The organism is Nonomuraea endophytica (assembly GCF_014203235.1).
Lineage (GTDB): Bacteria > Actinomycetota > Actinomycetes > Streptosporangiales > Streptosporangiaceae > Nonomuraea > Nonomuraea endophytica.
Genome location: NZ_JACHIN010000002.1, coordinates 212321 through 236772, shown reverse-complemented (window position 1 = coordinate 236772; position 24452 = coordinate 212321). Strand labels below are relative to the sequence as shown.

The window sequence follows — 24452 nt, the reverse complement described above, 5'->3', positions numbered from 1 at the left end:
CGCGTGCCCAAGCTCGCACACGTGCTCGCCCGTTCAGGGCCCAAGCTCTCACACGTGCCGGTGGTGTTCCTCGCCGTGCTCGCCCTGGCGGTGGCCGTGCCGGTCCTGCTCACCGCCGCCGATCCGCTGGCCGCCGACCCGTTGAACGCGCTGGCCCCGCCCAACGCCGATCACTGGTTCGGCACCGACCACCTCGGCCGCGACGTGCTGGCCCGAGTCGTCCACGGCGCCCGCCACTCCCTCAGCATCGGCCTCGCCGCCTCCCTCTTGGCCGTCGCCTGCGGCACGCTGCTCGGTCTCGCCGCCGGGCTGTCGCCGAAGTGGCTCGACGAGGCGCTGGCCCGCTCGTTCGACGTGCTGTCCACGCTGCCCGAACTGCTGCTCGCCCTCCTGGTGGTGGCGATCACCGGGCCCGGCACCGTCAACGTCATCTTCGCCATCGCGATCGCGCAGATCCCGAACTACGCCCGGGTGATCCGCGCCCAGACCTTCGTCGTGCGCCACTCCGGCTATGTCGAGCAGGCGCTCACCTTCGGCCGCTCCCGCCTGGCGATCATCGCCGGGCACGTGCTGCCCAACGTGCTCGGCCCGATCCCCGTACTCGCCACGATCGGCCTCGGCCAGGCCGTCATCGCGAGCGCCGGGCTCAGCTTCCTCGGCATGGGGCCGCAGCCGCCCGCCGCCGAGTGGGGCGCGATGCTCTCCGAGGCCCGCAACTACCTGCGGGTCGCCTGGTGGGAGGCGCTCTTCCCGGGCCTGGCGATCACGCTCACCGTCGTCTGCCTGACCGTCGTCGGCCGCCGCCCGCAACGCCGCTTCGAGGGGAGAAAACCATGACCTCACTGGTGACCGTGGAGGATCTGCGGGTGAGCTTCGGGCCCGCCGAGGTCGTCCACGGCGTCTCCCTGTCGATCGAGCCCGGCGAGTGCGTGGCGATCGTCGGCGAGTCCGGGTCCGGCAAGAGCGTCACCGCGCGGACCCTGCTCGGCCTGGCCGGACCCGGCTCGGCCGTCCAAGCTGGGACGTTCCGCGTCACGGGCCGGGACGCCCGCGCCTTCACCACCGGCGACTGGCGGCGGCTGCGCGGCAGGTTCGCCGGGCTCGTCCTCCAGGACGCGCTGGTCTCGCTCGACCCGCTGCGCACCGTGGGCGCCGAGATCGCCGAGGTGCTCGCCCTGCACGACGTCGTGCCCCGGGCCCGCCGCGCGGACCGGGTGGCCGAACTGCTCGACGCGGTCGGCGTGCCAGAACCGCGGACCCGGGCCGGGCAGTACCCGCACCAGCTCTCCGGCGGGCTGCGCCAGCGGGCGCTCATCGCCTCGGCCATCGCCGCCGACCCGCAACTGATCATCGCCGACGAGCCCACCACCGCGCTCGACGTCACGATCCAGGCCCAGATCCTGCGCCTGCTCGCCGAGCGCAGGGCCGCGGGCACCGCGCTGCTGCTCATCAGCCACGACCTGGCCGTGGTCGCCGCGATCGCCGACCGCATCCTGGTCATGAAGGACGGCCGGATCGTGGAGGAGGGGCCCGCGCGCGAGGTGCTGGCCGCGCCCAGGCACGACTACACCCGATCGCTGCTGGCCGCCGTGCCGTCCGCGACCTCCCGGGCGACCCGCCCCGCCCCCGACCTGTCCGTTCAGGCCCTCGCGGGCATAAATCTCACTCGCTCGTACGGCTCCCGCCGCGTCGTCCACGACGTCTCCTTCGCCCTCCACAAGGGCGAGACGCTCGGCGTCGTGGGCGAGTCCGGGTCGGGCAAGACCACGCTCGCCCGCCTGGCACTCGCCCTTCTCGAACCCGATCAGGGCCACGCCACCCTGCACCGGGAGCCCTGGACTCAGCTGCGGGAACGCGAACGCCGCCCGCTCCGGCCCAGGATCCAGCTCATCTCCCAGAGCCCGCTCGACTCCTTCGACCCCCGCCACACCGTCGGCCGCCTCATCGCCGAACCGCTCCGCCTGCCCAGGGCCGAGCGGTTCGCGCGGGTGCTCGACCTGCTGGCCCGCGTCGGGCTGCCGCCGGAGACGGCCGCCCTGAGCCCCCGCGTGCTGTCCGGCGGCCAGCGCCAGCGCGTCGCCATCGCCCGCGCCCTCGGTCCCCGGCCCGACGTGCTGGTCTGCGACGAACCGGTCTCCGCTCTCGACGTGTCCATCCAGGCGCAGGTCCTCGACCTGCTCGCCGACATCCAGGCCGAGTACGGTACCGCGATCGTGTTCATCTCCCACGACCTGGCCGTGGTCGCCGCCATCGCCGACCGGGTGCTGGTCATGAAGGACGGCCGGGTGGTGGAGGAGGGCGACGTCGAGGAGGTGTTCACCCGGCCCCGCCACCCCTACACCCAGGCGTTGATGGCCGCCGTGCCCCGCCTGGAACTCTCCACCCTCTAGTCAGACACCTGAGCGGAGCGCAGGCGGGCCGTCCCGGCCGGGTCCGGGTGGCCGTCTGCGTCGAGGGCGACCAGGTAGACCTCGCGGGCCCGCGCCGCGGTGATCCAGCCCTCGCGCACGTCGCGGGCCACCGCCTCGGGCTCGCGGGTGTGCGGGGGACCGTACCCGCCGCCGCCGCTGGTACGGGCGAGCAGGCGTTCGCCGTCCTCGACGTGGACCGGGCCGCAGATGTCCACCGGGCGCAGCGTCCCGTCGCGCTCCCGCTTGAGCTGGGCCGACGGGGCGCCGGGCAGGCCGCCTCCGGCGCCCATCATCGGGTTGATCGAGCCGTCGTTGGCGTAGATGGCCGCGATCGTGCCGCCGAGCGGGCCGTACTCGACCTCCAGCCCAGGCGCGCCGCGATGCCGGCCCGCGCCTTCCGTGTCGGGCGCGAGATGCCGCCGGTGGATGACGATCGGCTGTTTGAGCTCGTCGATCTCCACGCTGTCCAGCAGCAGCGTGCCACCGCTGCCGAGGTCGCTCATGGTCAGCCAGCCGTCGGCCGCCGGTCCGCCGGCGCCGCCGTTGGGGCCGATGAAGATCTGGTTGACGAACGGCGCGCCGGTCCGCTCGTCGACGCCGGACACGACCGCCTCGGACGGCGACATGCCGGAGCCGACCTCCGCCAGCCCCATGTCCGTCCCGATCTCGGCCATCGCGCGCTGGACGATGTTGCCCACCCGGTTGGCCAGGTTCGTGGTGGCCACCGAACAGCTGAAGGGGTGGCGCGGGATGCCGACGACGCAGTTGTCGCGCAGGCGCACCCGCACGCGGCGGAAGCTGCCCTGGTTGTGCGGGACGGTGTGGTCGATGCTGTTGAAGACGCCGATGAGCGCGGCCGTACGCGACGACGCCTCGCTGAGGTTGAGGCCGGACGGCACGCAGTCGGGGTTGTCGCGCAGATCGACCTCGATCATGCCCGCGTCCGGGCGGACTGCCACCGTGGCCTGGATCGGCACACCGTCGGGCACGCCGGGGAAAGGATCGTGCCGGGTCGCGGTGGTCGCCACGCCTTCGGGCAGCGCGCGGATGGCCGCGTCCATGCGGGCCTCGCCGTAGTCGAGCCAGTCGCGGGCGAAGCCGCTCAGCGTGTTCCAGCCGACCTCGTCGGCGAGCTGGAGCAGCGCGCGCTCGCCGATGCGGGCGCTGCCCAGGACCGCGAGATAGTCGCCGCGCCACTGCTCGGGCACCCTGATGCGCATCTCGCACATGCGCAGGATGTCCGCGCAGTCGGCGTAGGCGTCCTGCACGCGGACGACCGGGAAGATCAGCGCCCCCTCCTCGTACACGTCGCGGGCGCTGGCCATGTACGTGGTGGGCACCGAGTTGCCGCAGTCCGCCTGATGGGCCTTGGCCAGCACGGTGAAGCGGTGCACGCCGTCGTCGTCCACCACCGGCACCAGGATGGAGTGGTCGGCCGCGTGCGTGTTGCCGTGGTAGGGCGAGTTGTGCAGGAACGCGTCACCCGCCCGTGGCCGGGGATAGAACTCCAGCATCGACCTGGCCTGCAGGTCAGGGCCGCCCATCACGTGGATCGGCGGGCTGTCGCCGGTCATCAGCACCTCGCCGGCCGCGGTGAGCACGCAGCAGGAGAAGTCCCTGGCGGTGTTCAGCACGCCGGAGCGTCCCGAGCGGGCCAGGGTGTTCGACATCCGGCGCACGATGGCCTCGAAGCGGTGGCTGAGCACCGCGAGCCTGGCTCCGTCCAGCCGTTCTCCGGTACGGCCCGGCGCCGGGGCTTCCACGCTGGTCACGCGGCGTCACCTCCATTGATGATCAGGGAGCCGGAGGGTCCCAGCTCCGCCGTGCTGGTGGTGTCGGCGATCACCACGGTGGTGAACGGCGACTCGACGAGCACCGGTCCCGGCACCCGTTCGCCCGGCGCGATCGTGGCCAGGGGCCGTACGGGGACGTCGGTCATGCCGTGACCGGCCACGAAGGCCCGCCGCATCGACGGGCGTCGTGGATCGGCGAGCCGGGTCGTCAGCGTGGCGCCGGAGCCGGGCAGCGCGACGCGTACCCTCGCGTCCCAGCTCACCACCTCCACCGGCGACGCCTCGTCGGCGATGCCGAGGATCTGCCGGTGCATGGCGTGGAAGTCGGTCTCGAACTCCTCGACGTCGCCGGGTTCGAAGGCGCGTACGCGCAACGGGACCTCGAGTTCCCAGATCTGCTGCGGGTAGCGCGCTTCGGCGTACAGCGTGATGGAGGCGCCGGAGCCCGGCATCCTGGCGACGAACTCGCGGCAGCGGGCGAGCAGGCCGGCGAGCGCGCGGTTGACCTTCCCGGTGTCGAAGGCGCTGGTCACGGCAGGGACCGTGGCGGAGTACACCGCGGTGAGGTCGGACATGAGGGCGCCGGCCGCGGCGAGGGCGGCGCCCACGGCGGGAACGACCAGGCTGCGGCTGCCCAGGCGGGCGGCCACCGCGACCGCGTTGAGCCCGGCCGCTCCGCCACCGCCCACCAGGACGGCGCGGCCGGGATCGATGCCCTGCTGCAGGGTGATCTCCTCGATGGCGCGGACCATCTGCTCGGTGGTCAGCTCCAGGATCGCCCGGGCCGCGCCGACCGGATCGAGCCCGAGCGGCCCGCCGACGTCCCGGGTGACCGCGGCCAGGGCGGCGGCCGGGTCCAGGGTCATCGAGCCGTTGGAGAAGGAGTCCGGGTCCAGGTAGCCCAGGACCAGCGCGGCATCGGTCACGGTGGCCGCGGTGCCCCCGCGACCGTAACAGGCGGGGCCCGGCACCGAGCCCGCGCTCCGCGGGCCGACGTGCAACAGGCCGCCGGAGTCCACCCAGGCGATGCTGCCGCCGCCCGCGCCGACGCTCTTGACGTCGATGGACGCCAGGCCGGTCATGTGCCCGGTGCCCTCCGCGCCCACCCACGCCGAGCGGGTCGAGGGGATCTCGCCCTTGCGCACCAGCGTCACGTCGTAGGTGGTGCCGCCGGCGTCCGCGACGATCACCTCGTCCGCGCCCAGGTCGGTGAAGGCGTAGGCGCGGCCGGCCACCGGCGCCATCGACGGTCCCGAGTTGATCGTGAGAATCGGCATGGCGATGGCGTCGGCCACGTCGGCGACGCCGCCGGCGGAGGTGACCATCAGGACGCGGCCGGTCAGCCCGGCCGCGCGCAGCCGGGCGGTGAGCCCGTCGAAGTAGGCGCTCATCAACGGCTTGAGCGAGGCGTCGATGGCCGTGGACGAGGCCCGCCGGTACTCGCGCAGGGACGGGTTGAGCGCGTGCGAGAGCGTGTGCGGCACCCCGGGCAGCCGGCGCGTGAGCACCTCGCCCACGGCCTGCTCGTGGGCCGGGTTGACCGTGGCCCACAGCAGGCAGACCGCGACCGCCTCGACCTCCGCCTCGATCAGCAGCCCGCAGGTGCGCTCCAGCGCCGCCAGGTCGAGCGGCCGCAGGACCGCGCCGGTGGCGGAGACGCGTTCGTCCACCTCGAAGGTGAGCGAGCGCGGGACGTACGGCTCGGGGAAGGGCGTGGTGAAGTCGAACGGATCCCGCCTGCCGCCCTCGCGCAACAGCAGGACGTCCGGATGACCGGCGGTGGTGAGCAGCGCCGTGCGGGCCGTGGCGCCGGTGAGGACGGCGTTCAGGCCGCGGGTGGTCGCGTGCGCGAACGACCCGACCCGGCCCAGGAACGCCTCCAGCGGCACGCCGTCGGCCGCGGCGGCCATGCCCAGGACGTTCAGGATGCCGAGCACCGGGTCGTCCGGCACCGTCGGCGACTTGAACAGGCGCAGGCGGGCCTCGCGTTCCACCACCAGATCGGTGAAGGTCCCGCCGATGTCCACCGACACCCGCAGGGAGGCTTCAGAAGCCATAGCTGGACACGCTCTCTCGCTCGGCCTCGGCCGCGTCGCCGGTCAGGGGTACGGCCAGCCGTACCGCATCGCGAAGATCGTCGAGGAAGTGGGGGATCTGCCCATGGTTGTGCGGCATGGGCACCACGACGATGCCGACCGGGGCCGGCACCACGCGGGCGGCGAACATCCACCCGCGCGCCCGCAGTTCGTCGGCGGCCGGTCGCAGGTCGAGGGTGTCGGAATGGATGAGCGACATGTTGATCCGCGACCCGGGATGCACCCGCAGGCCGTCGATCTTGGCCACGCCCTCGGCCAGTTCGTCGCGCATGGCCATCGACGCCAGGGAGACGGCGGTGTAGCCGGGCTCGCCCAGGAGCTTGACCATGGTCCAGGCGCCCGCGATGGGCCCGGTGCCCCGGGTGCCCGACATCGTGCCGTTGGGCGGGCAGATCTCCTTCGCCGCGGCGAGCAGGGAGGCGTCGCGGAAGAACAACGTGCCGGCCGGTGGCGGGGCCATGCCGTTCTTGTGCAGGTCGGCGCTGATCGAGCAGACGCCGGGCAGGCGGAAGTCCCAGGGCGGGATGCCCGGGTCGTAACCGGAACGCTCCAGGAAGGGCAGGATGTAGCCGCCGAACGCGCCGTCGACGTGCAGGTACAGGCCCCGCCTGAGCGCGATCTCGCTCATCGCCTCGATCGGGTCGATGCTGCCATAGGCCCAGGTGCCGGCGGTGGCGATGATGGCGATGGTGTCCGGGCGGATCGCCGCCTCGATGGCGGCCGGGTCCACCAGGTGCAGCCCCTCGGCGGGAGCGGGGACGGGCACCGGGTCGAGGCCGAACATCGCGCACAGCTTGGGCAGGGAGTAGTGGCCGTTGTCGGGATAGACGACGCTTCCGGTACGCCGCCCGGACAACTGCCTGGCGGTCAGGATGGCGCACATGTTGGACTCCGAGCCGCCGGACGTCACGAAACCGGCCGGTTCCTCGGCGCCGAGCAGGCGGCCCATCCACCGCACGATCTCGGCTTCCATCTCGCGCGCGCCGCCGCCGGTGATCCAGGTCTCGCCGTGGACGAAGCGGCGGTACGCCTCCACCGACGCCTCGCGGACCGCGTCTCCCCAGGGCAGATCGGGTGTCGACACCAGGTGCGGGCCCTCGTCGAAAAGGTTGCGCGCGGTCTCGTGGAAACGGGAGACCAGCTCCAGCCGGTCGAGTTCGCGGTGCCAGTCGTCGGATCCGACGCCACTGGGAAAACGGGTCATGCCAAACTCCTTTACTGGGCGATGAAGCCGCCGTCGACGGGCAGGCTCGCGCCGACCACGTACGCCGCGGCGTCGGAGGCCAGGAACACGACCGCCGGGCTGATGTCGTGGACCAGCCCGATGCGCCCGGCCGGGGTGGCTGCCACGATCTCCCGCTCCACCTCGGCGGTGATCAGCTCCTGGTTGATCGGGGTGTGCACGTTGCCCGGCGCGACCGCGTTGACCCGGATCCCGGCGGGCGCCAGCTCCGTGGCCAGGGCCTTGACCATGAGCTCAATGGCGCCCTTGGAGGCGCAGTATGCGCTGTCGTTGGGCGAGCCGACGTGCCCCGACATGGACGAGACGAAGATGATCGAGGCTCCGCGGCCGAGGTGGGGCCGGACCGCCCGGGTGAGCCGGAAGGGCGCCCGCACGTTGATCGTCCACTGGTCGTCGAACACCTCGTCGGTGGTCTCCTCCAGCGACGCCTGCGTGTAGATCCCGGCTGAGTGGACCAGGACGTCGATCCGGCCGAACCGGGCCAGCGCCGCCGCGACGATCGCCTCCGGCGCGTCGTCGGCGCGCAGGTCCACGGCCACGGTGGCCGCGTCGGCCCCGGCGGCGGTCACCGCCTTCGCGGCCTCCTCCAGCCGGGACTCGGAGCGGCCGGCCAGGACCACGTGGGCCCCGGCCGCGCCGGCCGCGCGGGCGATCTCCGCCCCGATGCCGGAGCTGGCGCCGGTGACCACGGCGACCTTGCCTGACAGGTCGAACATGCTGTCACGCCCTTCTGGTGAGTTCTGTCAGCGCCGCGGCGATGTCCGGCCGCAGGTAGCGGGCGCTGTGGAGGAAGACGTATCCGGCGGCGAACGCCGACAGCGGCATGACCACCGTCAGCGCCATGCGCGGCCCGAAGGAGTCGGCGACGAAACCGGCGAAGACCGACCCGAGGAAGCCGCCCATGAGGAAGGTGAACACCGGCAGGATCGCGAACGCCTGGGTACGCACCCGGGGCGGGGTGACCGAGGCGATCAGCGGGTTGACCGCGGTGAGCGCGATGCCGCTGCACATGCAGGCCAGCACGTAGAAGGTGAGCAGGGGCCAGACCGACGGGAACCAGACGCCGACGAGCACGAGCCCGCCGAAGGCCAGCATGGCGAAGCCGGCCAGGTGCATGATCCGTTCCGGTTGGCGCCGGTAGGAGCGGTCGAAGTGGTGCCCGGTGATGATCATCGCGGCGATGACCGGGATCTGGGCCAGGGAGAAGACGACGCCCCGGGCTGAGGCGTCGAACCCGTACTCGTCGCCGAGCAGGATCGACATCTGGAGGGGGAGCGTGGCCAGGGCCAGGCCGAGGACCCCGATGCCCACGCACATGTGGACGAAGGTCTTGACCCGCATCATCTCCCGGAACGCCTGCAAGATGCCCACCGGCGGGCCGGCCGTACCGGAGAACAGGTGTTGCTCGGCCCGGCCCCGGCCGGGCTCCCTGAGGAAGACGGCCGCGGCGATGGCGGCCAGCGCGTACGGCACGGCGAGCGCGAAGTACGCCCACCGCCACGCCTGCGGCCCGCCCACGAGCCCGGCCACCCCACCGGCCAGGGCCGGGCCCAGCGCCTGTCCCAGCGGAGTGGCCATGGCGTGCAGCGACAGGATCCGGCCGCGCCCCTGGACGGGGTAGCCGTCGGACAACATCGACAGGAAGACCGGGTTGGAGTACGCGGCGGCGACGCCGGTCAGCAGGTAGGCCACGAGCAGTTGCCAGGTGTCCTGCGCCAGCCCGGCCAGCGTCAGCGCGCACGTGCCCAGCACGGCCGAGGCGACCACGAGATGCTTGCGGTTGACCCGGTCGGCCAGCCACGCCATCGGAATGCCGCCGACCGTCAGCGCCACCCCCGACAGCCCGGCCATCGCGGTGAGGAAGCCGGCGGAGATGCCGAAGTAGTCCCTGATGTCCGGCGCCAGCGTGGTGGTCGCGTCGCGGGTGAGTTGTTCGAGGGCCACGAGCGGGATGGCGGTCGCGCAGAGCGACCAGCCGCCGTGGCGGAGTGTGTCGAGCAGTCCCGGCTCCGTGGCTTCGGCACCGGGCAGCAGGTCGTCCGGCAGGACGACGGGTTCGGACGGATCCGGCGCATCGGCGGCGGTCATGGGTCGCCCTCTTCCTTCACGGCGCCGTTTAGAGGTGCTCGTCCAGCCAGTCGAAGGTGAACTCGGCTGCCGTCGCGGTGCCGCCGGTCTGGCAGTGCAGCTGCGCGGTCGAGTCCGCGTCGAAGAGCAGGAAGTCCTTCGGGCAGGTCAGCGCGTCATAGAGCTGCTCGGCGTGTCCTGCGGAGAACCGCTCCTCGGTGCCGTCCATGACCAGCGTGCGGCAGGTGATCTGCCCGGCCACGTCGGTCAGGTCGCAGGCGTCGAGCTCCTTGAACAGCTCGTACGGCGTCTGCACGCCGTGCTTCCAGGAGGAGTCGCGGATGAACCAGTCGGCCAGCGGCGAGGCCTCACTGAGGGCGGCCGCCGCGGCGTTGAACGCGTCGGGCCCCTCCTCCAGGGCCTGGCCGATCGTCTCCGGCAGGTTCTCCTTGATGGAGGCGCCCCACTTCAGCACGCCCGGGTTGGCCACGCACACCTTCAGCCGGGACTCGAACGCCGCCGCCCGGGGCGCGAGGTAGCCGCCGAAGCTCAGTCCCATGAGGCCGATGCGCTCGCGGTCGACGCCGTCGAGCTTCTCGGCCACGTCCACGATGGGGGAGACGACGTTCTCCCAGTCGTGGCGGAAGTGGAGGTTGTTGACGCGCAGCGCCGCACCCTGCCCAGGTCCCTGTACGGCGAGGCAGTGGTAGCCACGCCGGATCGCGTTGTCGTAGACCCAGCGGGTGTCCTCCGCCCAGGCGTCCCGCCCCTGGAAGAAGATCAGCAGCGGCGCCGGCCCCTTGGCCAGCGGGGAACGGTAGAGGTAGGAGGGCAGGAAGCTGTCCTGGTAGGGAATCTTGAGCAGCTGTCCCGGATAGTCCGACAGCTCCAGGTAGCGGTCGTAACAGGCGTAGGCCGCGACCGCGTTCCCCCTGACCCTGGGGTCGTCGGGGAAGCTGAAGTGCAGCAGCGAGGTGCGCCAGTACGTCGAGGCCCGCAGGTAGGCGTCGGCCGCGCTGACCAGCCGCCCCTTCCGCTCGGCCGCCTCGGCCCGCCGCTGCAGCCGCAAGGCCACGTCGGACCAGGCCGTGACCCAGCTCTCCTCGTCGTCGAGCCGGACCTTCGCCGCCGCCTCCAGGCATTCGCCGAGGTCGGACATGCCGAAGAACATCATGCCGAGCGTGTGCTTGATCTGGTCGTCCATCACCTCGTTGGCGATGAACACGTGCGAGGTCCAGTGGTCGCCGGGGAAGTACGGATTGGGCCGGGTGTCGGTGGACGTCGTCATGAGAACCTCTCGGCTTGGTGGGGGGCCCGCGCGGCCCAGGGGCGCGCGGCCTCGAGCTGGGCGGCGAGACGGAAGAGCATGCCTTCGTCGCCGTAGGGCGCGACGAAGTGGGCGCCGAGCGGGACCCCGGCGGAGTTCCAGTAGAGCGGGATCGACACGGCCGGCTGGCCGGTGATGTTGATGAGCGTGGTGAACTGCAGGAATGCGCCCATGGCGGCGAGCCCGCCGGTGGCGAACGCGCCCAGCGGCGGGGCCGGGGAGGCGGTGGCGGGCGTGAGCCAGAGATCGTAAGGCGCCTGGAAGGCGGCCAGGTCGTCGCAGAGGGTCTGCAGCTCGGCTAGCGCGTCCATGTAGTCGATCAGGCTGGTCGAGCCGGACCGGCCCTTCTCGATCATGGCCCAGGTGGCCGCCTCGAAGTCCTCAGGCCGGGCCTTCTTGCCGGTGACGCGTTCGAGGTGGGCGATGTCCCAGGCCAGACCGCCCGCGGAGACGGTCGTGAACGGCCTGGCCAGATCGGAGCCCAGCCGGGGCGTGCCCTCCTCCACGTGGTGGCCGAGGCTCTCGCACAGGCGGGCCGCGTCCTCCACGGCCGCGACGGCGTCCGGGTGGATCGGCGCGCCGACGAGTGACTGCCTGGTGAAGACGATCCGCAGCCTGCCGGGGTCGGTTCTGGTCTCCTCCAGGTACGGGCGGGGTGGCGGGGGTGCGACGAAGGGGTCGCCGGGCAGCGGTCCGGCGGTGGCGTCGAGCAGGGCCGCGCAGTCGCGGACGCTGAGCGTGATCGCGTGTTCGCTCAGCACCGCGATGCGCATGGAGACCCCGGCCCGCCTGCGGGCGGAGGCGATGCGCAACCGGGTCGGCTTCATCCCGAACACGCCGCAGCACGAGGCCGGCACCCGGATGGACCCGCCGCTGTCGCTGGCGTTGGCCATCGTGACCATGCGGGCCGCGACCGCCGCGGCCGCGCCGCCGCTGGAGCCGCCGGCCGACAGGTCAGGGTCCCAGGGGTTCCTGGTGGGGCCGAACAGCTCCGGTTCGGTGGTCGGCTGGAGCCCGAACTCGGGCAGGTTGGTCTTGCCGCAGACCACGAGCCCGGCGGCCTTGTACCTGCGGGTGAGCTCGCCGTCCCGGTCGGGGACGTAGTCGGCCAGGAACCTGCTGGCGGAGGTCATCGGCACTCCCGCGTAGGCCACGCCGCCGCCGTCCTTCAGAAGGAACGGCACGCCGGTGAACGGCCCTTCCGGCAGTGGGGCGGCCAGCGTCTCGCGGGCCTCGTCGTACATCTTGGTGACGATTGCGTTGATCGCCGGGTTCGTCTTCTCGATGCGGTCGATCGTGTCGTCCAGCAGCTCGGCCGGGGTGACCTGGCGGGTGCGGACGAGTTCGGCCTGGGCCAGTGCGTCCAGGCCGGCTGGCGTTACCCGGCCGCCCATGGCCAGAAGTAGTTAAGTGCTTTAATCATATGGGGAGTGTAGCCACTTTCTCGTCGTGCGCAATGGGGCAGAGCGCCCCAATCCATTGAATTAGGCTGTGGCCGATCAGGGACGCAGTGTGAAGGAGAGACATGGACAAGGGCATGGACGCCGACCTGCTCGCCGCCGTCCGGACGATCGTCCGCCTGGCCCGCATCGCCCAGCAGGCGTGCGAGGAGGGCGGCCTGACCATGCCGCAGTACCGGGCCCTGACCAGCGCGGCCGCCGGTCGGCAACGGGCCTACGAGCTGGCCAGGTACACGGCCGTCAGCAGGCCGGCCATCTCCGCCCTCACCAACGGGATGGTCAAGAGCGGCCTGATCGAGCGCGGCGGGCTGGCCTCCGACGGGCGCGGCGTGGTCTTCGACGTCACCCGGCACGGGCACGAGGTCCTGGACACCGTGAACCGCCTGCTCGTCGAGCGTTTCCAGGACGTGCTCGGCGACGCCCAGGAGGTCCTGAAGGTGCTCAACAGCGAGGCGCTCGACGCGGCCCTCGACGAGCAGGCCGACAAGGACTTCGGCCCTGCCAAGTAGTGCGACATGTCCATATAGTTAAAGCATGGAACTAGATGCTCCCTCCTCCCGGCTGTCCGAGCGCGAGATCCTGAAGGCCCTGGCCGGGTTGCTACTCGCCCTGTTCTCCGCCGTGTCCAGCACGCTGATCGTCACCAACGCGGTGCCGTCGATCGTGACCGCTCTCGGCGGAAGCCAGGCGCAGTACACCTGGCTCGTGGCCACCTCCCTGCTCACGATGACCGTCAGCATCCCGTTGTGGGGGCGGCTGGCCGACCAGTTCGACAAGCGCAAGGTCGTCCAGGCGGCGCTGGCGCTGTTCGCCGCCGGGTCGGTGGCCGCCGGGACGTCCCCCACCATCGAGATGCTCATCGGCATGCGCGCCGTACAGGGCGTCGCGATGGGCGGGTTACTGGCGACGGCGCAGGCCATCGTGGCCGGCATCGTCCCGCCGCGGCAGGGCGGGCGCTACGGCGGCTACATCGCCACCGTGATGGCCCTCGGCACCCTGTGCGGACCGCTGATCGGCGGGGCGATCGTCGACACCGCCTGGCTGGGCTGGCGCTGGTGCTTCTTCGTAGTTGTCCCCTTCGCGGTGGTGAGCCTGGTCATCCTGAACAGATACCTGCGCGTGCCCTGGATCCGGAGCGAGGCCCGCGTCGACTACCTCGGCGCGCTGCTGACCACCGTGACCGCCATGACTCCCGCGGTGTGGGTGACCTTCGCCGGCCGCGCCTTCCCGTGGGTGTCCTGGCAGAGCGCCGCGTGCCTGGCCGGCACGTTCGTCGCCGGTGTCCTTCTGTACCTCGCCGAACGGCGGCACCCCGACCCCGTCGTACCGCTGTCCCTGCTGCGCCGGCGCACCACCGCGCTCGCGATCGCCGGGAGCGCGGCCGTGGGGATGGTCATGTTCAGCTCCATCGTCTTCATCAGCCAGTACTTCCAGCTCGCCCGCGGCTACTCGCCGACCGAGGCCGGGCTGCTGTGCATGCCCATGATGGTGAGCACCACGCTCGCCTCGCTCGGCTCCGGTCACCTCATCACCCGGTTCGGACGCTGGAAGGGCTTTCTCGTGGGCGGCTCGGCCGCGCTGGCCGGCGGCCTGGCGATGCTGGCGGTCCTCGGCTCGGGGCCGCCCCTCTGGTATGTCGTCGCATCGACCGTCCTCGTCGGTCTCGGCATCGGGGTCGTGATGCAGAACTACGTGCTTGCCGTCCAGAACGGCGCGCCCGCCGACCGGGTCGGCGCGGCGAGCGCGTCGGTGTCGTTCTTCCGCTCGCTCGGCGGGGTGATGGGCATGTCCGTGCTGGGCGCGATCGTCACGCACGCCGTGAGCTCCGCCCAGGGGTACGGCCCCGCCGTACGCGATGCCTATGCCGGGGCGACGGGGACCGTCTTCGCCGTGTCGGCCGGGCTGGCCACGATCAGCCTGCTGGCCGCACTGGCGATCAAGGCGGTCCCCCTGCGCGCCTGATCAAGCTGTGGGCAGTGCGGCCACCGCGGCGCCGAGGATCTCCAGGTGCAGATCGACGTCGGCCTCGGTGGTGTCGGGGCACATCAGGGCCATGTTGTGGAACGGCGTCAGCATCACGCCCCGGTTGAGCAGATAGAGGTGGAGGTAGTCCTCGAGCTCGGCGTCGGTCGACAGGTAGGACTCGGTGCCGTTGCGCGGCCCCGGCGCCATGAACCGGTACTCGGAGCGCGCGCCGAGCCGCGTCACCACCCACGGCAGCCCATGGGTGTCGATGAGCCGCTGGACGCCCTCGGTGTAGCGGGCCGACAGGGCGATCATCCGGTCGTAGGCGCCCTCGGTGAGCACCTCGCCGAGGGTCGCCCGCGCCGCCGCCATCGACAGCGCGTTGCCGGCCAGCGTGCCGCCGACGCCGCCGGTGTCGACCAGGTCGAGGTCAGCGCGCCCCAGCAGCCGCTCGGCCAGCTCGCCGGTCAGCCCGTACGCGCCGATGGGCAGCCCGCCGGCGATCGCCTTGCCCACGGTCACGACGTCGGGCCGCAGCCCCCACGCCCTCGTGCAGCCGCCCGGTCCCGCCGAGACCGTGTGCGTCTCGTCGTTGATCAGCAGCGTTCCCGCCCGCCGTGTCAGCTCGCGGACCGCGGCGAGATAACCCGGCTCGGGCAGCACGATGCCCATGTTGGTCATGGCCGGCTCCATCAGCACGGCGGCCACGTCGCACGGGGCCAGCTCCCGCTCCAGCGCCTCCACGTCGTTGAACTCGACCACCCGGCTGGTCCGCGTCACGTCGAACGGCGCGCCCACGTTGCCGGGACGCGACACCGGACCGTCCGGCCCGGTCACGATGAACGACTCGTCGACGCTGCCGTGGTAGCTGAAGCTCATCACCAGCACCCTCGGCCGCTCGGTGACCGCGCGGGCCAGCCGCAACGCCCACCGGTTCGCGTCGGTGGCGGTCAGGGCGAAGCTCCACCGGCTGACGCCGAACCGCCGGGTCAGCTCCTCGGCCACGGCCGCGGCGTCCTCGGTCGGCATCATCGTGGTGGCGCCGCCGAGCTCGGCGTAGCGCCTGGTCACCGCCTTGACCGTGGCCTCGGGCGAGTGCCCCGCCATCGCGCCGGTGTCGCCCAGGCAGAAGTCGACGAGCTCATGGCCGTCGGCGTCCCACACCCGCGCCCCGGAGGCACGGTCCAGGTACAGCGGGAACTCCGCGGCCGACTTGGCCATCCAGGTCATCGGCACCCGGCCCAGCAGATGGTCGGCGCGCTCGTGCGCCGCGCGCGATCGGGGGTTGCGGGCGGCGTACGCGGCCCGTTCCCTGGCCAGCAGTTCGCTCAACACGTCGCTCATCGTGACTGCCTCCTATGGACGAGACAGTCATTCTGTACACCAGATCTCGATGTTTTCAAGCTTTTCGCTGGCACTCTAGTCGGAGGCAAGCTAATCGCTTGCCGTACTCGGTATCGGGAAGCGATACGATCGACGCGTTGTACGGTTGGGAGTAAAGATCAGTGTGGGAGGCGCCGCGTGGCCGAGGACAACCGGGCACACCAGGTCGAACTTGATGAAATCGACAAGTCGATCATCCGGGTTCTCCAGGTGGACGGGCGCATGCCGTACTCCAAACTGGGGCCTGAGGTCGGGCTGTCCCGCGCCGCGGTGCGCCAGCGGGTGCAGCGGCTCCTCGACAACGGCGTCATCGAAGTGGTGGCCGTCTCCGAGCCGTTCAAGATGGGCTTCAACGTCCAGGCCATGATCGGGATCAACGCGGACGGAGACCTGCGGGCGGTCGCCGCGGCGTTGTCGGACGTCGACCAGATCGTTTACGTGGTGCTGTCCTCCGGGCGCTACGACATCCTCATCGAGGTCATCGGGCGCGACTCGGCCGAACTGCTGACCATCCTGAACGACGTCGTCCGGCGCATTCCCGGCGTGCGCAGCACCGAGCTCTTCACCTACATGAAGATCGAGAAGGTGACGTACTCCTGGGGCGCGCTGTGACGCCCCAGGAGCGGATCACTCCCCGGAGAAGGCCGCGCGGTGGGCCAGCGCCCACTGCCGGAAACTTCGCGGGGGAGTGCCCGTCACGTCCTCCACCGTCGGATAGATCCGGGATTCGTCGAGTGTCCCGTCGCCGTAGAAGCTGAAGATCGCCTCGATGTACCTCTCCGGCATCCGCCCGGTCATGTCCGCTCCGTCGTGGAAGCGGCGGGCGCCGTCAGGGATGGCGGCGTCCTGGCTGTGCACGATCAGCGTGGGCCGGGAGACGCTCGGCGCCGGCGCGATGGAGTCGTAGGTCAGCCAGTCCGGCCAGGCCATGAAGGCGAACCGGTTGGGTCGGGAGGTGCCGCCGCCGCGCGCCGGGTTGAGGTAGAAGTGGCAGTACAGACGCTTCTGAACGGCGCTCAGCCCCAGGCTGGCCAGGCTCATCGAGCGGGTTCGCCCAGCAGGGAGCTGATCATCTCCTGGAGTTCGGCCCGTCCGGTGGTGCCGAGCGCGCCGGACAGGGCCTCGGCGAGCTTGTCGAACGGGTCGTCCATCGGCAGCTCTTTCACCTTCTCCGCGAGTTCGGCCACGCTCCATGGCCCGTCCTTGTGGAGGTGGCCGGCGAGGGTCCAGCCGTGGTTGACCGAGACCGTACCGCCTCGCACCGACAGCACCTGGCCGGTGAGCGGGCAGGCCGGACCGGCCAGGTAGGCGGCGACGGGCGCGATGGCGGCCGGGTGCAGCGGGTCGAACGCGGCCGCCGGCCCTTCCTGGCTCATGCCCGGGACGCCGAGGGTGAGCCGGGTGCGGGCCATCGACGGCGAGACGCAGTTGACCCGCACGCCGTACTGCCCCAGTTCGAGGGCGGCCACGATGGTCAGCGCCGCGACCCCGGCGTTGCTCGCCGCGTAGGAGACCTGCGCGGGCAGCGGGTTGAGCAGCCCGGAGCCGGAGGCGGTGTTGACGACGGCACGATCGGCACGGACCCCCGCCCGGAACCGGTCGCGCCAGTGCCGGGCCGCCCAGTGCGTCACCGCGAAGGTGCCCTTGAGCTTGACGGCCAGGACGTCGTCGAAGTCCCGCTCCGTCAGGTCGGTCAGGCCGGCGTTCCGGGTGATGGCCGCGTTGTTGACCACGACGTGCAGGTCGCCGAAGGAGCGCAGCGCCGTCTCCACCATCCGCCGGGCGCCGTCCCAGTCGGCGACGCTGTCGGTGCTGGCCACCGCCTGTCCGCCGGCCGCGGTGATCTCCTCGACGACCTCCGCCGCCACGCCGCCGTCCCCGCCGGTGCCGTCGATGGCGACGCCCGGGTCGTTGACCACGACCTTGGCGCCCTCGGCGGCGAAGAACAACGCCTCCTCCCGCCCGATGCCACGCCCCGCCCCGGTGATGAGGATGACCCGTCCGTCCAGACTTCCCATGATCTTCACCCTTCATTCGATGCAGTCACTGTAGCGATTCATCGTGTGTATGACTGCAGATGCTGAAGTAAGATGGCTCACATGGAGAAACTGGGACTGCGGGAGCGCAAGAAGCAACGCACCCGGCAGGCGTTGATCGAGGCGGCCGTCCGCCTGTTCCAGGACAGGGGCTACGACCAGGTGACCGTGGCCGAGATCGCCGACGCCGCCGAGGTGTCCCCCCGCACCTACTTCCTCCACTTCCAGACCAAGGAGGACGTGCTCCTGGCCGACACCGACGTCCGCGTCGACCTGGCGCTGGAGGCGATCGCCGAGCGCGACGCGGGGGAGCGGCTGCCCGACGTGCTGGTGCGGGCGACGGACCAGATGATCGTCAACGCCTGGGACCGCGACCTGTCCAGTGGACTCGCGGCGCTCCGGGCACGACTCGCAGCCTCGGAACCGGCGCTGCAGGCCCGGCTGCTGCAGCGCTACCTCACCGCCCAGGCCGAACTGGCCCGGGCGCTGCAGCGGGCGTACCCCGACAGGCTCGACGCCGTCCTCGCCGCCGCGCTGGTCGGCGCGATGGTGGGCGCGGTCAGCGCGTCCGCGCTGACCTCTCTGCAGCGCGGCGACGGCCCCGACGAGGTGCGGAACGCCATGCGGCAGGCCATGGCCCTGGTGGCGCGATCCATCGCCTGACCCCTTCACGCCGGTGTTTCCGCTTCGAGTACGGCGGTGCGCAGCGCGGCGGCCAGGCGGGCGGCGCGGCGGGCATCGTGGTGATGCCGCGGCCGGCGGCGACCTGGACCTCGCCCTGAAGCCCGCCGAACCCGAGCCCTATGGCGAGCTCGTCCGCGACGGAATGGTCCTTCCCCGGAGGCGACGGGGTGGCGCTCGCGTGGGTCAGCCGGTGACCCAGTCCATGTGTTCGATCCAGTGGACGAACAGCGCCCGATCCCCATGCACTTCCAGCGTGGGAGCCGCTTCCAGGGGGCGCCGCCTGCTGATCACGAGCAGGAGTTCGGCGGCCGGGCCGCGTACCGCGACGTCCGCCTTGGTGTGGGTGCGCTCCAGCGCGACCCGGTCCGGTTCCCGGCGGGCCACCCACTCCCCGGGCGCGTCGGTCGCGTGGAAGTGCAGCGTCTGACCGTCCCCGCGCATCGCATCGGCGAAGCCCGGCCTGTTCTCCCAGTAGCCGCGGGAGGTCATCGTGTCGAGCCAGTCCTCCAAGGCCTCAACGGCGAGGTCCGGCGCCAGCTCGTACCGTGTGCCGAGCGCCGAAGCCGCGTCCGCGCGGTGCACGCAGGCCTCGCCCAGGAGCCGGCGTGACCAGAACGGCACGCCCGCGGCGGCGCCCGAGGGATCCCACACCGGCGTGTCGTCGGTGACCGACGTGAACGCCTGAGTCGCCTCCGCCGCGCCGTCGTTCAGCCAGGCACGCCACTGGCCCGAATCGGCCGGACCCGGAACATAGCCTTCGAACGCCTTGCTCGGCTCGGTCATCCGCTCGCCCACGAGCATGGACACCATGCGCTGTACGCTGCCGACGTGGTCGACGAGATCGGCCAGGGTCCACTCCGGACATGTCGGCACCGGGGCCGTCGCGTCCTTGTCGTGCACCCAATCGGCGAACGTACTCGTCTGCTCGACAACGGCCTTCAGATACGCGGACGTGTCCATCGCTGCACCTCCAAGTGCTGTGTGATCTACACGAAGTTCGCGGGCCAGGTCACTCAATGCCGAAACGCCTGTCGATGATCAGAGGCTACCTGTGGTATCCGCGGCCCGGGGGTGAAAGGCGCCTCCGCCCTTGTCGCAACGGTAGGGGCGGAGGGGACCGGGCCGCATCGGTCGAACGACTGGCGATGACTTGGGGGAGTCGGTCCTACCGTGAGAGTTGCCAGACGCGCGCCGTGCCGTCTTCCGCGCAGGAGGCCAGCGTGGTGCCGTCGTGGTTGAAGGCCGCGAACCGTACCGCGCCGGTGTGGCCGGTGAGGGTCGCGGCCGCGGCTCCCGTGGCGCCGTCCCACAGGTAGATCTCGCCGTTCTCGGCGCAGGTGGCCAGGAGCGAGCCGTCGGCGGAGAAGGTCAGGGCGTTGAGCCGGCCCTGATCGGGCAGCTCGGTGGGCTGGCCGGGTGAGGCGGGGTTCCAGTATCGGAATGGTCCGGTGATGTCGGTGGTCGCCAGGAGCGCGGGCGCCGTGGGGCGGAAGGCGAGGTTGTAGACCTCGCCTTCCAGTTCGGCCAGTTGTTCGCCGGTGCCGGTGTCCCACAGCCGGGCGGTGCCGTCGCGGCTGGAGGTGGCCGCGAGCTTGCCGTCGGGGCTGATGGAGGCGTCGGTGACGATGTCGAGGTGGCCCTTGAGCGTGTGCAGGAGCTCGCGTTCGCGTACGTCCCACAGCCGGGCCGTGCGATCTTCGCTGGGGGTGATGAGGAGTGTGGAGTCGGAACTGAAGGCGGGGTTCCAGACGATGCCCTTGTGTCCCTTGAGCTTCGCGAGCAGCTTGCCTTCCGGGGTCCAAAGCAGAACGGGTTCGCCTCCGCCGGTGGTGACCAGCGTCGAGCCGTCGGGACTGAACTTCGCCGCCCAGGAGGTGCTGTGGCCGCCCAGCTTCTCGACCAGGGCGCCGGTCGCGGGGTTCCACAACGAAGTCCTGTCCACGCCGGAGGTGACCACCCTGGTTCCGTCCGGATTGAGCGAGAGGGAGTCGGTGCCGAGGTCGGCGTCGCCGAAGACGCGCAGGCGCTTGCCGGTGCGGACATCCCATGACGCGAGCATGCCGCCGCCTCGGTAGCGGCTGATGATCACGGAGTCGCCGTCCGGGGTGAACACCGCCTCGCCGGGAGTCTTCTTGTCGTGGCCGGTGAAGGTGTGCAGGGCCGTCCACTTGAGAGCGGTGGTCGCCGGACTGGGCGTGCCGGTCTGCGGCGTGGTTGACGGCTGGGCCCGCCGGGTTGGGCGTTCGGGTGTGTCGTCTTGCAGCAGGAACGCGGCCGTGGCGCCGATGCCGGTCAGCAGGGCGGCGGCGGCTCCGCCGTACAGGAGACTGCGGCGGCGCAGGAGCGCCGGCCCGGTCGGCGGCGCGGCGGGCGATGTGCGGTGCGGTGCGTTCGGGATGGCGGGTGATGCGTTGTACGGGGCGGTGGGAGGCGTGGGCCGCACGGCTATGGGCGGTCCGGCGGGCATGGCGGGGGGAGGCGCCGCCAGGAGCGCCAGCGCCTGAGTGGCGGTCGGGCGGCGGGCCGGATCCCGTTGGAGCAGGGCGTCCAGCAGCGGGGTCAGTGGGCCCGCACGTTCGGGGCGAGGCCGATCCGCGGCCAGGACCGCCGCCATTGTCGCGACGAGGGTCGGACCCTCGAACGGCGAGCGTCCTTCCAGCGCGGCGTGGAGCGTGGCGCCCAGTGACCACAGGTCGCCCGCCGGGCCCGCGTGCTCGCCGCGTACCTGCTCCGGCGGCAGGAAGGCCGCGGTGGTCAACGGCGTGGGCGAGTGTTCTTCGGGGGGACGGCTGACGCCGAAGTCGGTCACCACGAGGCGGGCGTCGGACAGCAGGATGTTCGACGGCCTGAGGTTGCGGTGGACGATGCCGGCTTGGTGGGCCTCGACCAGGACGTTCAGCACGTCGACGGCGATTCCGCGTACGTGCGCCACCGGGAGCGGGCCGTCGGTGGCGATCACCTGGGCCAGTGAGCGGCCGGCGAAGTACTCCATGACGATCATCGGACCGTCGTCGGCCGACACGATGTCGTGGATAGTCACGACGCGGGGATGGTGGAGCAGGGCCGCCGACTTGACCTCGTGCACGACCCGCTCGTAGAACTGCTGGTCGGCCGTCGGCAGGCGGATCTCCTTGACCGCGACCGGACGGCCCATCAGCTCGTCCTGACCGCGCCAGACGCGGCCCATCCCACCTGCGCCAATCTCCTCCAGCAAGCGATATCGGCCACCCACTAAGACCCCGTTCATGATTCGCAGTAAATCAGATGCGCGGGGTGGGCACCTCTGTGCCCTTTCGCTCCTGCTGTGCTATCGGGATCGTGCTGGACCTCGACCGGCCTGCCGCGCTGGTCACCGCCAGGATCGTCCGCCTGCCTAGCGGCCGGGTCTGGGCAGCAGGCAGCCGGGCCGGTCCAGGTCGAGCTTGTTTCCCGCCGTGACGCACGTCGTGAGCCAGTACGTCTGGGTGCCGTAGGCGGTGGCCTTCCGGGCGGTGATGACGCCGTCGCGGCTCATCTCACACGGGTTGTTCAGCGTGCACCTGCCGCCGTCGCGGTTGCTGGTGTTGTTGATCCCGACGACCTCGCCGCTCGCCACGTCGAGGACCGGAGAGCCCGAGGTTCCCGGGCCCGTCTTGCAGGCCGACGTGTAGCGCAGGACGTCCTTGGTCATGTAGCCCGACTCCAGTACGCGGTACGTGAGCCGGTCGATGGCACACGAGAAGACCTTCTTCAGGCTGCCGGAGACCACCCGGATCTCCTTCCCCGGCTCGGGGCGCTGCGCCGAGACTGTGAGCGGCCGGATGCGGTGGTCCCGCTCCAGTTGCTGATATGTCATGCCGAGCCGGTACAGCGCGATGTCGGTACCGGTCATGGTCACGTAGAGCGCTCTGGCGGCGTGCAGGGCGGCCACGGGTTTGCCGGTGGCGTCGAGCAGCTCGAACAGGCGGTGGGAGGGCTGGTCCACCAGAACCTCGTCGGGGACGGGCCACGCACCCTCGTAACAGTGTCCGTTCGTCAGGACGAGAGCCGGGTCTGCGGGTGTGGAGGCGGGCAGCCGTACCAGTGCTCCCGAGCAGCCGTTGACGTTGACGCTGCCGGTCAGGTCCACGGTGGTGGCCTGCGTCGGGTGCGTCACCAGCGACAGGCCGAGAAGGGTGGCGGCGAGCGCCGCGCTGATTCGTCGAAGTCTGCGCATGTCAGGTCCGTTCGTGGAAGCGGGCGGGCTCATCGCGTGCCGGGGCAGGTGCCCCCGCTGGTGCGGCCGGTGCGGAAGAAGTCGATCGCCTTCGCGGCGCAGGGCAGCCGGCCCAGCGAGCCGTGCGTGTCGTCCTGGATCGTCAGCAAGGTTCCGCCGACAGCGTTCTGGGCGTCCACTGCCCAGCCGTACGGTGTGACGGATTCGCCGACGTGGCCGGACAGTTGCAGCGGGCTGCTCCCCTTGACCGGCTGCCACGGGCGCGCGGGCCACGGCCATCCCGCGCACCAGCTGCTGAACTCGATTCTGCCGCCGGTGCCCGGGAAGCGTTGCCGGCGATCCTGCGCATCGGCCCACACCTGTTCGAAGTCGCGCCCGCCGGTTCCCTCGTTGCAGAAGATCGCGTTGTACTGGGTGGTGTTCATGCCCAGGGGCGCGTCGTCGAAGCCGAACACCTGCGCGCCGGCCGCCTCCGTCCGCGCCGACCGTGGGATGCCGTCCTCCCGGACGGTGGCCAGATCCCTGGCAGAGGCGGCCCAGCCGTCGGCGCCCGCGCCGAGCAGGCCTCTGACCCAGTCGCCGTCCAGCCGGGTCTCCTTGCCGGCCGTCAGCGGCTCGCGGTCGAGCCGGTCGCGCAGGGCGAAGATCGTCGTGCGGACGGCGGCGGCGGTCGTCCCGAAGTGGTACTCGGCGTCGCGCCCGGCCAGCCATGTGAGGAACCGCTCGAAGGACTTCTCGCCGACAGCGTCGGTGACGGCGTCCATGGCGGCGAGGTCCATGACGGGTGGCATCACCGAGTCCACCCACATCCGGTCCACCCGGTCGTCGAACAGCGACCGGTAGGTCAAGCCCACCGCGGTGCCGTACGACACGCCGTAGAAACCGATCTTCGGCGCGCCGAGCGCCGCACGGATGGCATCGACGTCGCGGGCGATGTTCGTGGTGGTCAACTGCCGGACGAAGCCGGGATCCATCGCCGTGCACCGCTTGTTGGAGGCGGCCATCTGGCTGAAGGCGGCCTTCGCCCTGGCCTTGGCGGACGCGCCGGGCGGCGGCTCCCTGACGGCGCCCTCCTCGCAATTGATCTTGTCGCTGTAGCCCACGCCTCTGGGGTCGAACCCGATCAGATCGTGGTCGGCGGTCAGCGTCCCGAGGCTGTTGGTCGCGTACGAGGCCGGGGCGGTGATGTTGGAGATGCCGGGGCCGCCGGGGCTGATCACCAGCACGCCGCGGCGCCGGCCGGGGTCCTTGGCCTTGAGCCGGCTCACCGCGATCTTGATCGTACGGCCCCGCGGGTTCGCGTGGTCCATCGGGACCGTCAGCATCGCGCATTCGGATTCGGCGTCGTTCGCGACCGGCCAGTCCTTGGCCGTCGTGGCGCATCTCTTCCACGCCAGCGGCTCCGTCGCCGCGCCCGCCGTACCGGCCAGAGCCGGCAGGCCGGTCAGGCACACGGTCGCGGCCAGCGTCAGTGCGGCACGTGAGAGATGACGAGTGCTGAGCATCGGCGCCCCCTTCGGTGGTCCTGCCCGCGCGCCCTGCGGCACGCGAGGCACGCCGGCAGGCGTACTCCGGCCATCCTGAGCACCACATGTATCCAGGCCGTGTCGACTGCCACGCGGTCGCCCATCCACTACGCCGTCATCCGCGCGCCGGCTCCGGGCTGTGGTTCGACGGTGCCCGTCTCTCCGGACAAGATCACCTCTTGCGAAACGCCGCCGCCAACGGATTGACGTTTTGCTGGACCGACGTTCGCCACCAACTGGAAAGATCTCTCCCAGTTGGTGGCGTC

20 protein-coding genes are annotated in these 24452 nt (G+C 71.4%); 6 read left to right on the top strand and 14 right to left on the bottom strand.

Features of this window, described 5'->3' with window-relative positions; all coding sequences use genetic code 11:
* Positions 1 to 21 precede the first annotated feature (21 nt).
* Positions 22 to 837, top strand: a complete 816-nt coding sequence (locus HNR40_RS09205) for an ABC transporter permease (RefSeq protein WP_312896254.1) — start codon at positions 22 to 24, stop codon at positions 835 to 837.
* Positions 834 to 2390, top strand: coding sequence for a dipeptide ABC transporter ATP-binding protein (locus HNR40_RS09200; protein WP_184959833.1), 1557 nt, complete (start codon positions 834 to 836; stop codon positions 2388 to 2390). Before HNR40_RS09205 ends, HNR40_RS09200 begins: the two co-directional genes overlap by 4 nt.
* Here the strand turns inward: HNR40_RS09200 and HNR40_RS09195 are convergent.
* Genes HNR40_RS09195 through HNR40_RS09165 form a run of 7 tightly spaced genes read right to left on the bottom strand, consistent with a single transcriptional unit; the run spans position 2387 to position 12331 of the window.
* Positions 2387 to 4183, bottom strand: a complete 1797-nt coding sequence (locus HNR40_RS09195) for a hydantoinase B/oxoprolinase family protein (protein WP_221340185.1) — start codon at positions 4181 to 4183, stop codon at positions 2387 to 2389. The genes HNR40_RS09200 and HNR40_RS09195 overlap by 4 nt on opposite strands.
* The gene (locus tag HNR40_RS09190; RefSeq protein ID WP_221340184.1) at positions 4180 to 6261 is read right to left on the bottom strand and encodes a hydantoinase/oxoprolinase family protein; all 2082 of its coding nucleotides are present in this window, start codon (positions 6259 to 6261) and stop codon (positions 4180 to 4182) included. The genes HNR40_RS09195 and HNR40_RS09190 overlap by 4 nt, the downstream gene beginning before the upstream one ends.
* Positions 6251 to 7504 carry an aminotransferase class V-fold PLP-dependent enzyme gene (locus HNR40_RS09185; RefSeq protein ID WP_184959831.1) on the bottom strand — a complete coding sequence of 418 codons (1254 nt, stop codon included), beginning with the start codon at positions 7502 to 7504 and terminating at the stop codon, positions 6251 to 6253. The genes HNR40_RS09190 and HNR40_RS09185 overlap by 11 nt, the downstream gene beginning before the upstream one ends.
* An 11-nt stretch (positions 7505 to 7515) precedes the next feature.
* Positions 7516 to 8259 (bottom strand): SDR family NAD(P)-dependent oxidoreductase, encoded by a 744-nt coding sequence (locus HNR40_RS09180; protein WP_184959830.1) that lies wholly within the window; start codon positions 8257 to 8259, stop codon positions 7516 to 7518.
* A gap of 4 nt (positions 8260 to 8263) precedes the next feature.
* Entirely contained in the window at positions 8264 to 9631 is a 1368-nt protein-coding gene (locus HNR40_RS09175) for an MFS transporter (protein ID WP_184959828.1), read from the bottom strand.
* A gap of 28 nt (positions 9632 to 9659) precedes the next feature.
* On the bottom strand, positions 9660 to 10898 hold the full coding sequence (locus HNR40_RS09170) for an alpha/beta hydrolase family protein (protein ID WP_184959826.1): 1239 nt from the start codon (positions 10896 to 10898) through the stop codon (positions 9660 to 9662).
* Positions 10895 to 12331: an amidase gene (locus HNR40_RS09165; protein WP_184959825.1), complete on the bottom strand. Its 1437-nt coding sequence runs from the start codon at positions 12329 to 12331 to the stop codon at positions 10895 to 10897. Before HNR40_RS09165 ends, HNR40_RS09170 begins: the two co-directional genes overlap by 4 nt.
* A gap of 131 nt (positions 12332 to 12462) precedes the next feature.
* Here HNR40_RS09165 and HNR40_RS09160 point away from each other — a divergent pair, with 131 nt between their 5' ends.
* Together HNR40_RS09160 and HNR40_RS09155 are read left to right on the top strand one after the other, a co-directional pair.
* On the top strand, positions 12463 to 12906 hold the full coding sequence (locus tag HNR40_RS09160; protein ID WP_184959824.1) for a MarR family winged helix-turn-helix transcriptional regulator: 444 nt from the start codon (positions 12463 to 12465) through the stop codon (positions 12904 to 12906).
* Between the two features lie 25 nt (positions 12907 to 12931).
* Positions 12932 to 14359 carry an MFS transporter gene (locus HNR40_RS09155; protein WP_221340183.1) on the top strand — a complete coding sequence of 476 codons (1428 nt, stop codon included), beginning with the start codon at positions 12932 to 12934 and terminating at the stop codon, positions 14357 to 14359.
* Here HNR40_RS09155 and HNR40_RS09150 read toward each other — a convergent pair whose 3' ends face one another.
* Positions 14360 to 15706, bottom strand: a complete 1347-nt coding sequence (locus HNR40_RS09150) for a transaminase (protein ID WP_184959823.1) — start codon at positions 15704 to 15706, stop codon at positions 14360 to 14362.
* A gap of 177 nt (positions 15707 to 15883) precedes the next feature.
* Here HNR40_RS09150 and HNR40_RS54315 point away from each other — a divergent pair, with 177 nt between their 5' ends.
* Positions 15884 to 16357 (top strand): Lrp/AsnC family transcriptional regulator, encoded by a 474-nt coding sequence (locus HNR40_RS54315; protein WP_312896253.1) that lies wholly within the window; start codon positions 15884 to 15886, stop codon positions 16355 to 16357.
* Between the two features lie 15 nt (positions 16358 to 16372).
* On the opposite strand, the gene HNR40_RS09140 is transcribed toward HNR40_RS54315, so the two are convergent.
* Both HNR40_RS09140 and HNR40_RS09135 read right to left on the bottom strand, forming a co-directional pair.
* Positions 16373 to 16786 (bottom strand): hypothetical protein, encoded by a 414-nt coding sequence (locus tag HNR40_RS09140; protein WP_184959821.1) that lies wholly within the window; start codon positions 16784 to 16786, stop codon positions 16373 to 16375.
* On the bottom strand, positions 16783 to 17763 hold the full coding sequence (locus HNR40_RS09135) for an SDR family NAD(P)-dependent oxidoreductase (RefSeq protein WP_184959820.1): 981 nt from the start codon (positions 17761 to 17763) through the stop codon (positions 16783 to 16785). The genes HNR40_RS09140 and HNR40_RS09135 overlap by 4 nt, the downstream gene beginning before the upstream one ends.
* An 81-nt stretch (positions 17764 to 17844) precedes the next feature.
* Between HNR40_RS09135 and HNR40_RS09130 the strand changes: the two genes are divergently transcribed.
* Positions 17845 to 18444, top strand: a complete 600-nt coding sequence (locus tag HNR40_RS09130; protein ID WP_184959819.1) for a TetR/AcrR family transcriptional regulator — start codon at positions 17845 to 17847, stop codon at positions 18442 to 18444.
* 204 nt (positions 18445 to 18648) lie between these two features.
* Here HNR40_RS09130 and HNR40_RS09125 read toward each other — a convergent pair whose 3' ends face one another.
* The 4 genes from HNR40_RS09125 to HNR40_RS09110 form a co-directional block, all read right to left on the bottom strand.
* Positions 18649 to 19425, bottom strand: a complete 777-nt coding sequence (locus HNR40_RS09125) for a maleylpyruvate isomerase family mycothiol-dependent enzyme (protein ID WP_184959818.1) — start codon at positions 19423 to 19425, stop codon at positions 18649 to 18651.
* 205 nt (positions 19426 to 19630) lie between these two features.
* A complete protein-coding gene (locus HNR40_RS09120) occupies positions 19631 to 21712 on the bottom strand; it encodes a WD40 repeat domain-containing serine/threonine protein kinase (RefSeq protein ID WP_281395111.1) in 2082 nt (693 codons plus the stop codon).
* Between the two features lie 126 nt (positions 21713 to 21838).
* Positions 21839 to 22660: a S1 family peptidase gene (locus HNR40_RS09115; RefSeq protein ID WP_184959816.1), complete on the bottom strand. Its 822-nt coding sequence runs from the start codon at positions 22658 to 22660 to the stop codon at positions 21839 to 21841.
* A gap of 29 nt (positions 22661 to 22689) precedes the next feature.
* Complete coding sequence (locus HNR40_RS09110; protein ID WP_184959815.1) at positions 22690 to 24165, bottom strand: alpha/beta fold hydrolase; 1476 nt, start codon at positions 24163 to 24165, stop codon at positions 22690 to 22692.
* Positions 24166 to 24452 lie beyond the last annotated feature (287 nt).

Excerpts from the sequence above, each read along its gene's own strand:
- HNR40_RS09110 (WP_184959815.1), bottom strand. The coding sequence starts at position 24,165 with ATGCTCAGCACTCGTCATCTCTCACGTGCCGCACTGACGCTGGCCGCG.
- HNR40_RS09160 (WP_184959824.1), top strand. The coding sequence starts at position 12,463 with ATGGACAAGGGCATGGACGCCGACCTGCTCGCCGCCGTCCGGACGATC.
- HNR40_RS09165 (WP_184959825.1), bottom strand. The coding sequence starts at position 12,331 with ATGGGCGGCCGGGTAACGCCAGCCGGCCTGGACGCACTGGCCCAGGCC.
- HNR40_RS09175 (WP_184959828.1), bottom strand. The coding sequence starts at position 9,631 with ATGACCGCCGCCGATGCGCCGGATCCGTCCGAACCCGTCGTCCTGCCG.
- HNR40_RS09185 (WP_184959831.1), bottom strand. The coding sequence starts at position 7,504 with ATGACCCGTTTTCCCAGTGGCGTCGGATCCGACGACTGGCACCGCGAA.
- HNR40_RS09135 (WP_184959820.1), bottom strand. The coding sequence starts at position 17,763 with ATGGGAAGTCTGGACGGACGGGTCATCCTCATCACCGGGGCGGGGCGT.
- HNR40_RS09150 (WP_184959823.1), bottom strand. The coding sequence starts at position 15,706 with ATGAGCGACGTGTTGAGCGAACTGCTGGCCAGGGAACGGGCCGCGTAC.
- HNR40_RS09125 (WP_184959818.1), bottom strand. The coding sequence starts at position 19,425 with ATGGACACGTCCGCGTATCTGAAGGCCGTTGTCGAGCAGACGAGTACG.
- HNR40_RS09190 (WP_221340184.1), bottom strand. The coding sequence starts at position 6,261 with ATGGCTTCTGAAGCCTCCCTGCGGGTGTCGGTGGACATCGGCGGGACC.
- HNR40_RS09115 (WP_184959816.1), bottom strand. The coding sequence starts at position 22,660 with ATGCGCAGACTTCGACGAATCAGCGCGGCGCTCGCCGCCACCCTTCTC.
- HNR40_RS09170 (WP_184959826.1), bottom strand. The coding sequence starts at position 10,898 with ATGACGACGTCCACCGACACCCGGCCCAATCCGTACTTCCCCGGCGAC.
- HNR40_RS09200 (WP_184959833.1), top strand. The coding sequence starts at position 834 with ATGACCTCACTGGTGACCGTGGAGGATCTGCGGGTGAGCTTCGGGCCC.
- HNR40_RS09155 (WP_221340183.1), top strand. The coding sequence starts at position 12,932 with ATGGAACTAGATGCTCCCTCCTCCCGGCTGTCCGAGCGCGAGATCCTG.
- HNR40_RS09180 (WP_184959830.1), bottom strand. The coding sequence starts at position 8,259 with ATGTTCGACCTGTCAGGCAAGGTCGCCGTGGTCACCGGCGCCAGCTCC.
- HNR40_RS09120 (WP_281395111.1), bottom strand. The coding sequence starts at position 21,712 with ATGAACGGGGTCTTAGTGGGTGGCCGATATCGCTTGCTGGAGGAGATT.
- HNR40_RS09140 (WP_184959821.1), bottom strand. The coding sequence starts at position 16,786 with ATGAGCCTGGCCAGCCTGGGGCTGAGCGCCGTTCAGAAGCGTCTGTAC.
- HNR40_RS09130 (WP_184959819.1), top strand. The coding sequence starts at position 17,845 with ATGGAGAAACTGGGACTGCGGGAGCGCAAGAAGCAACGCACCCGGCAG.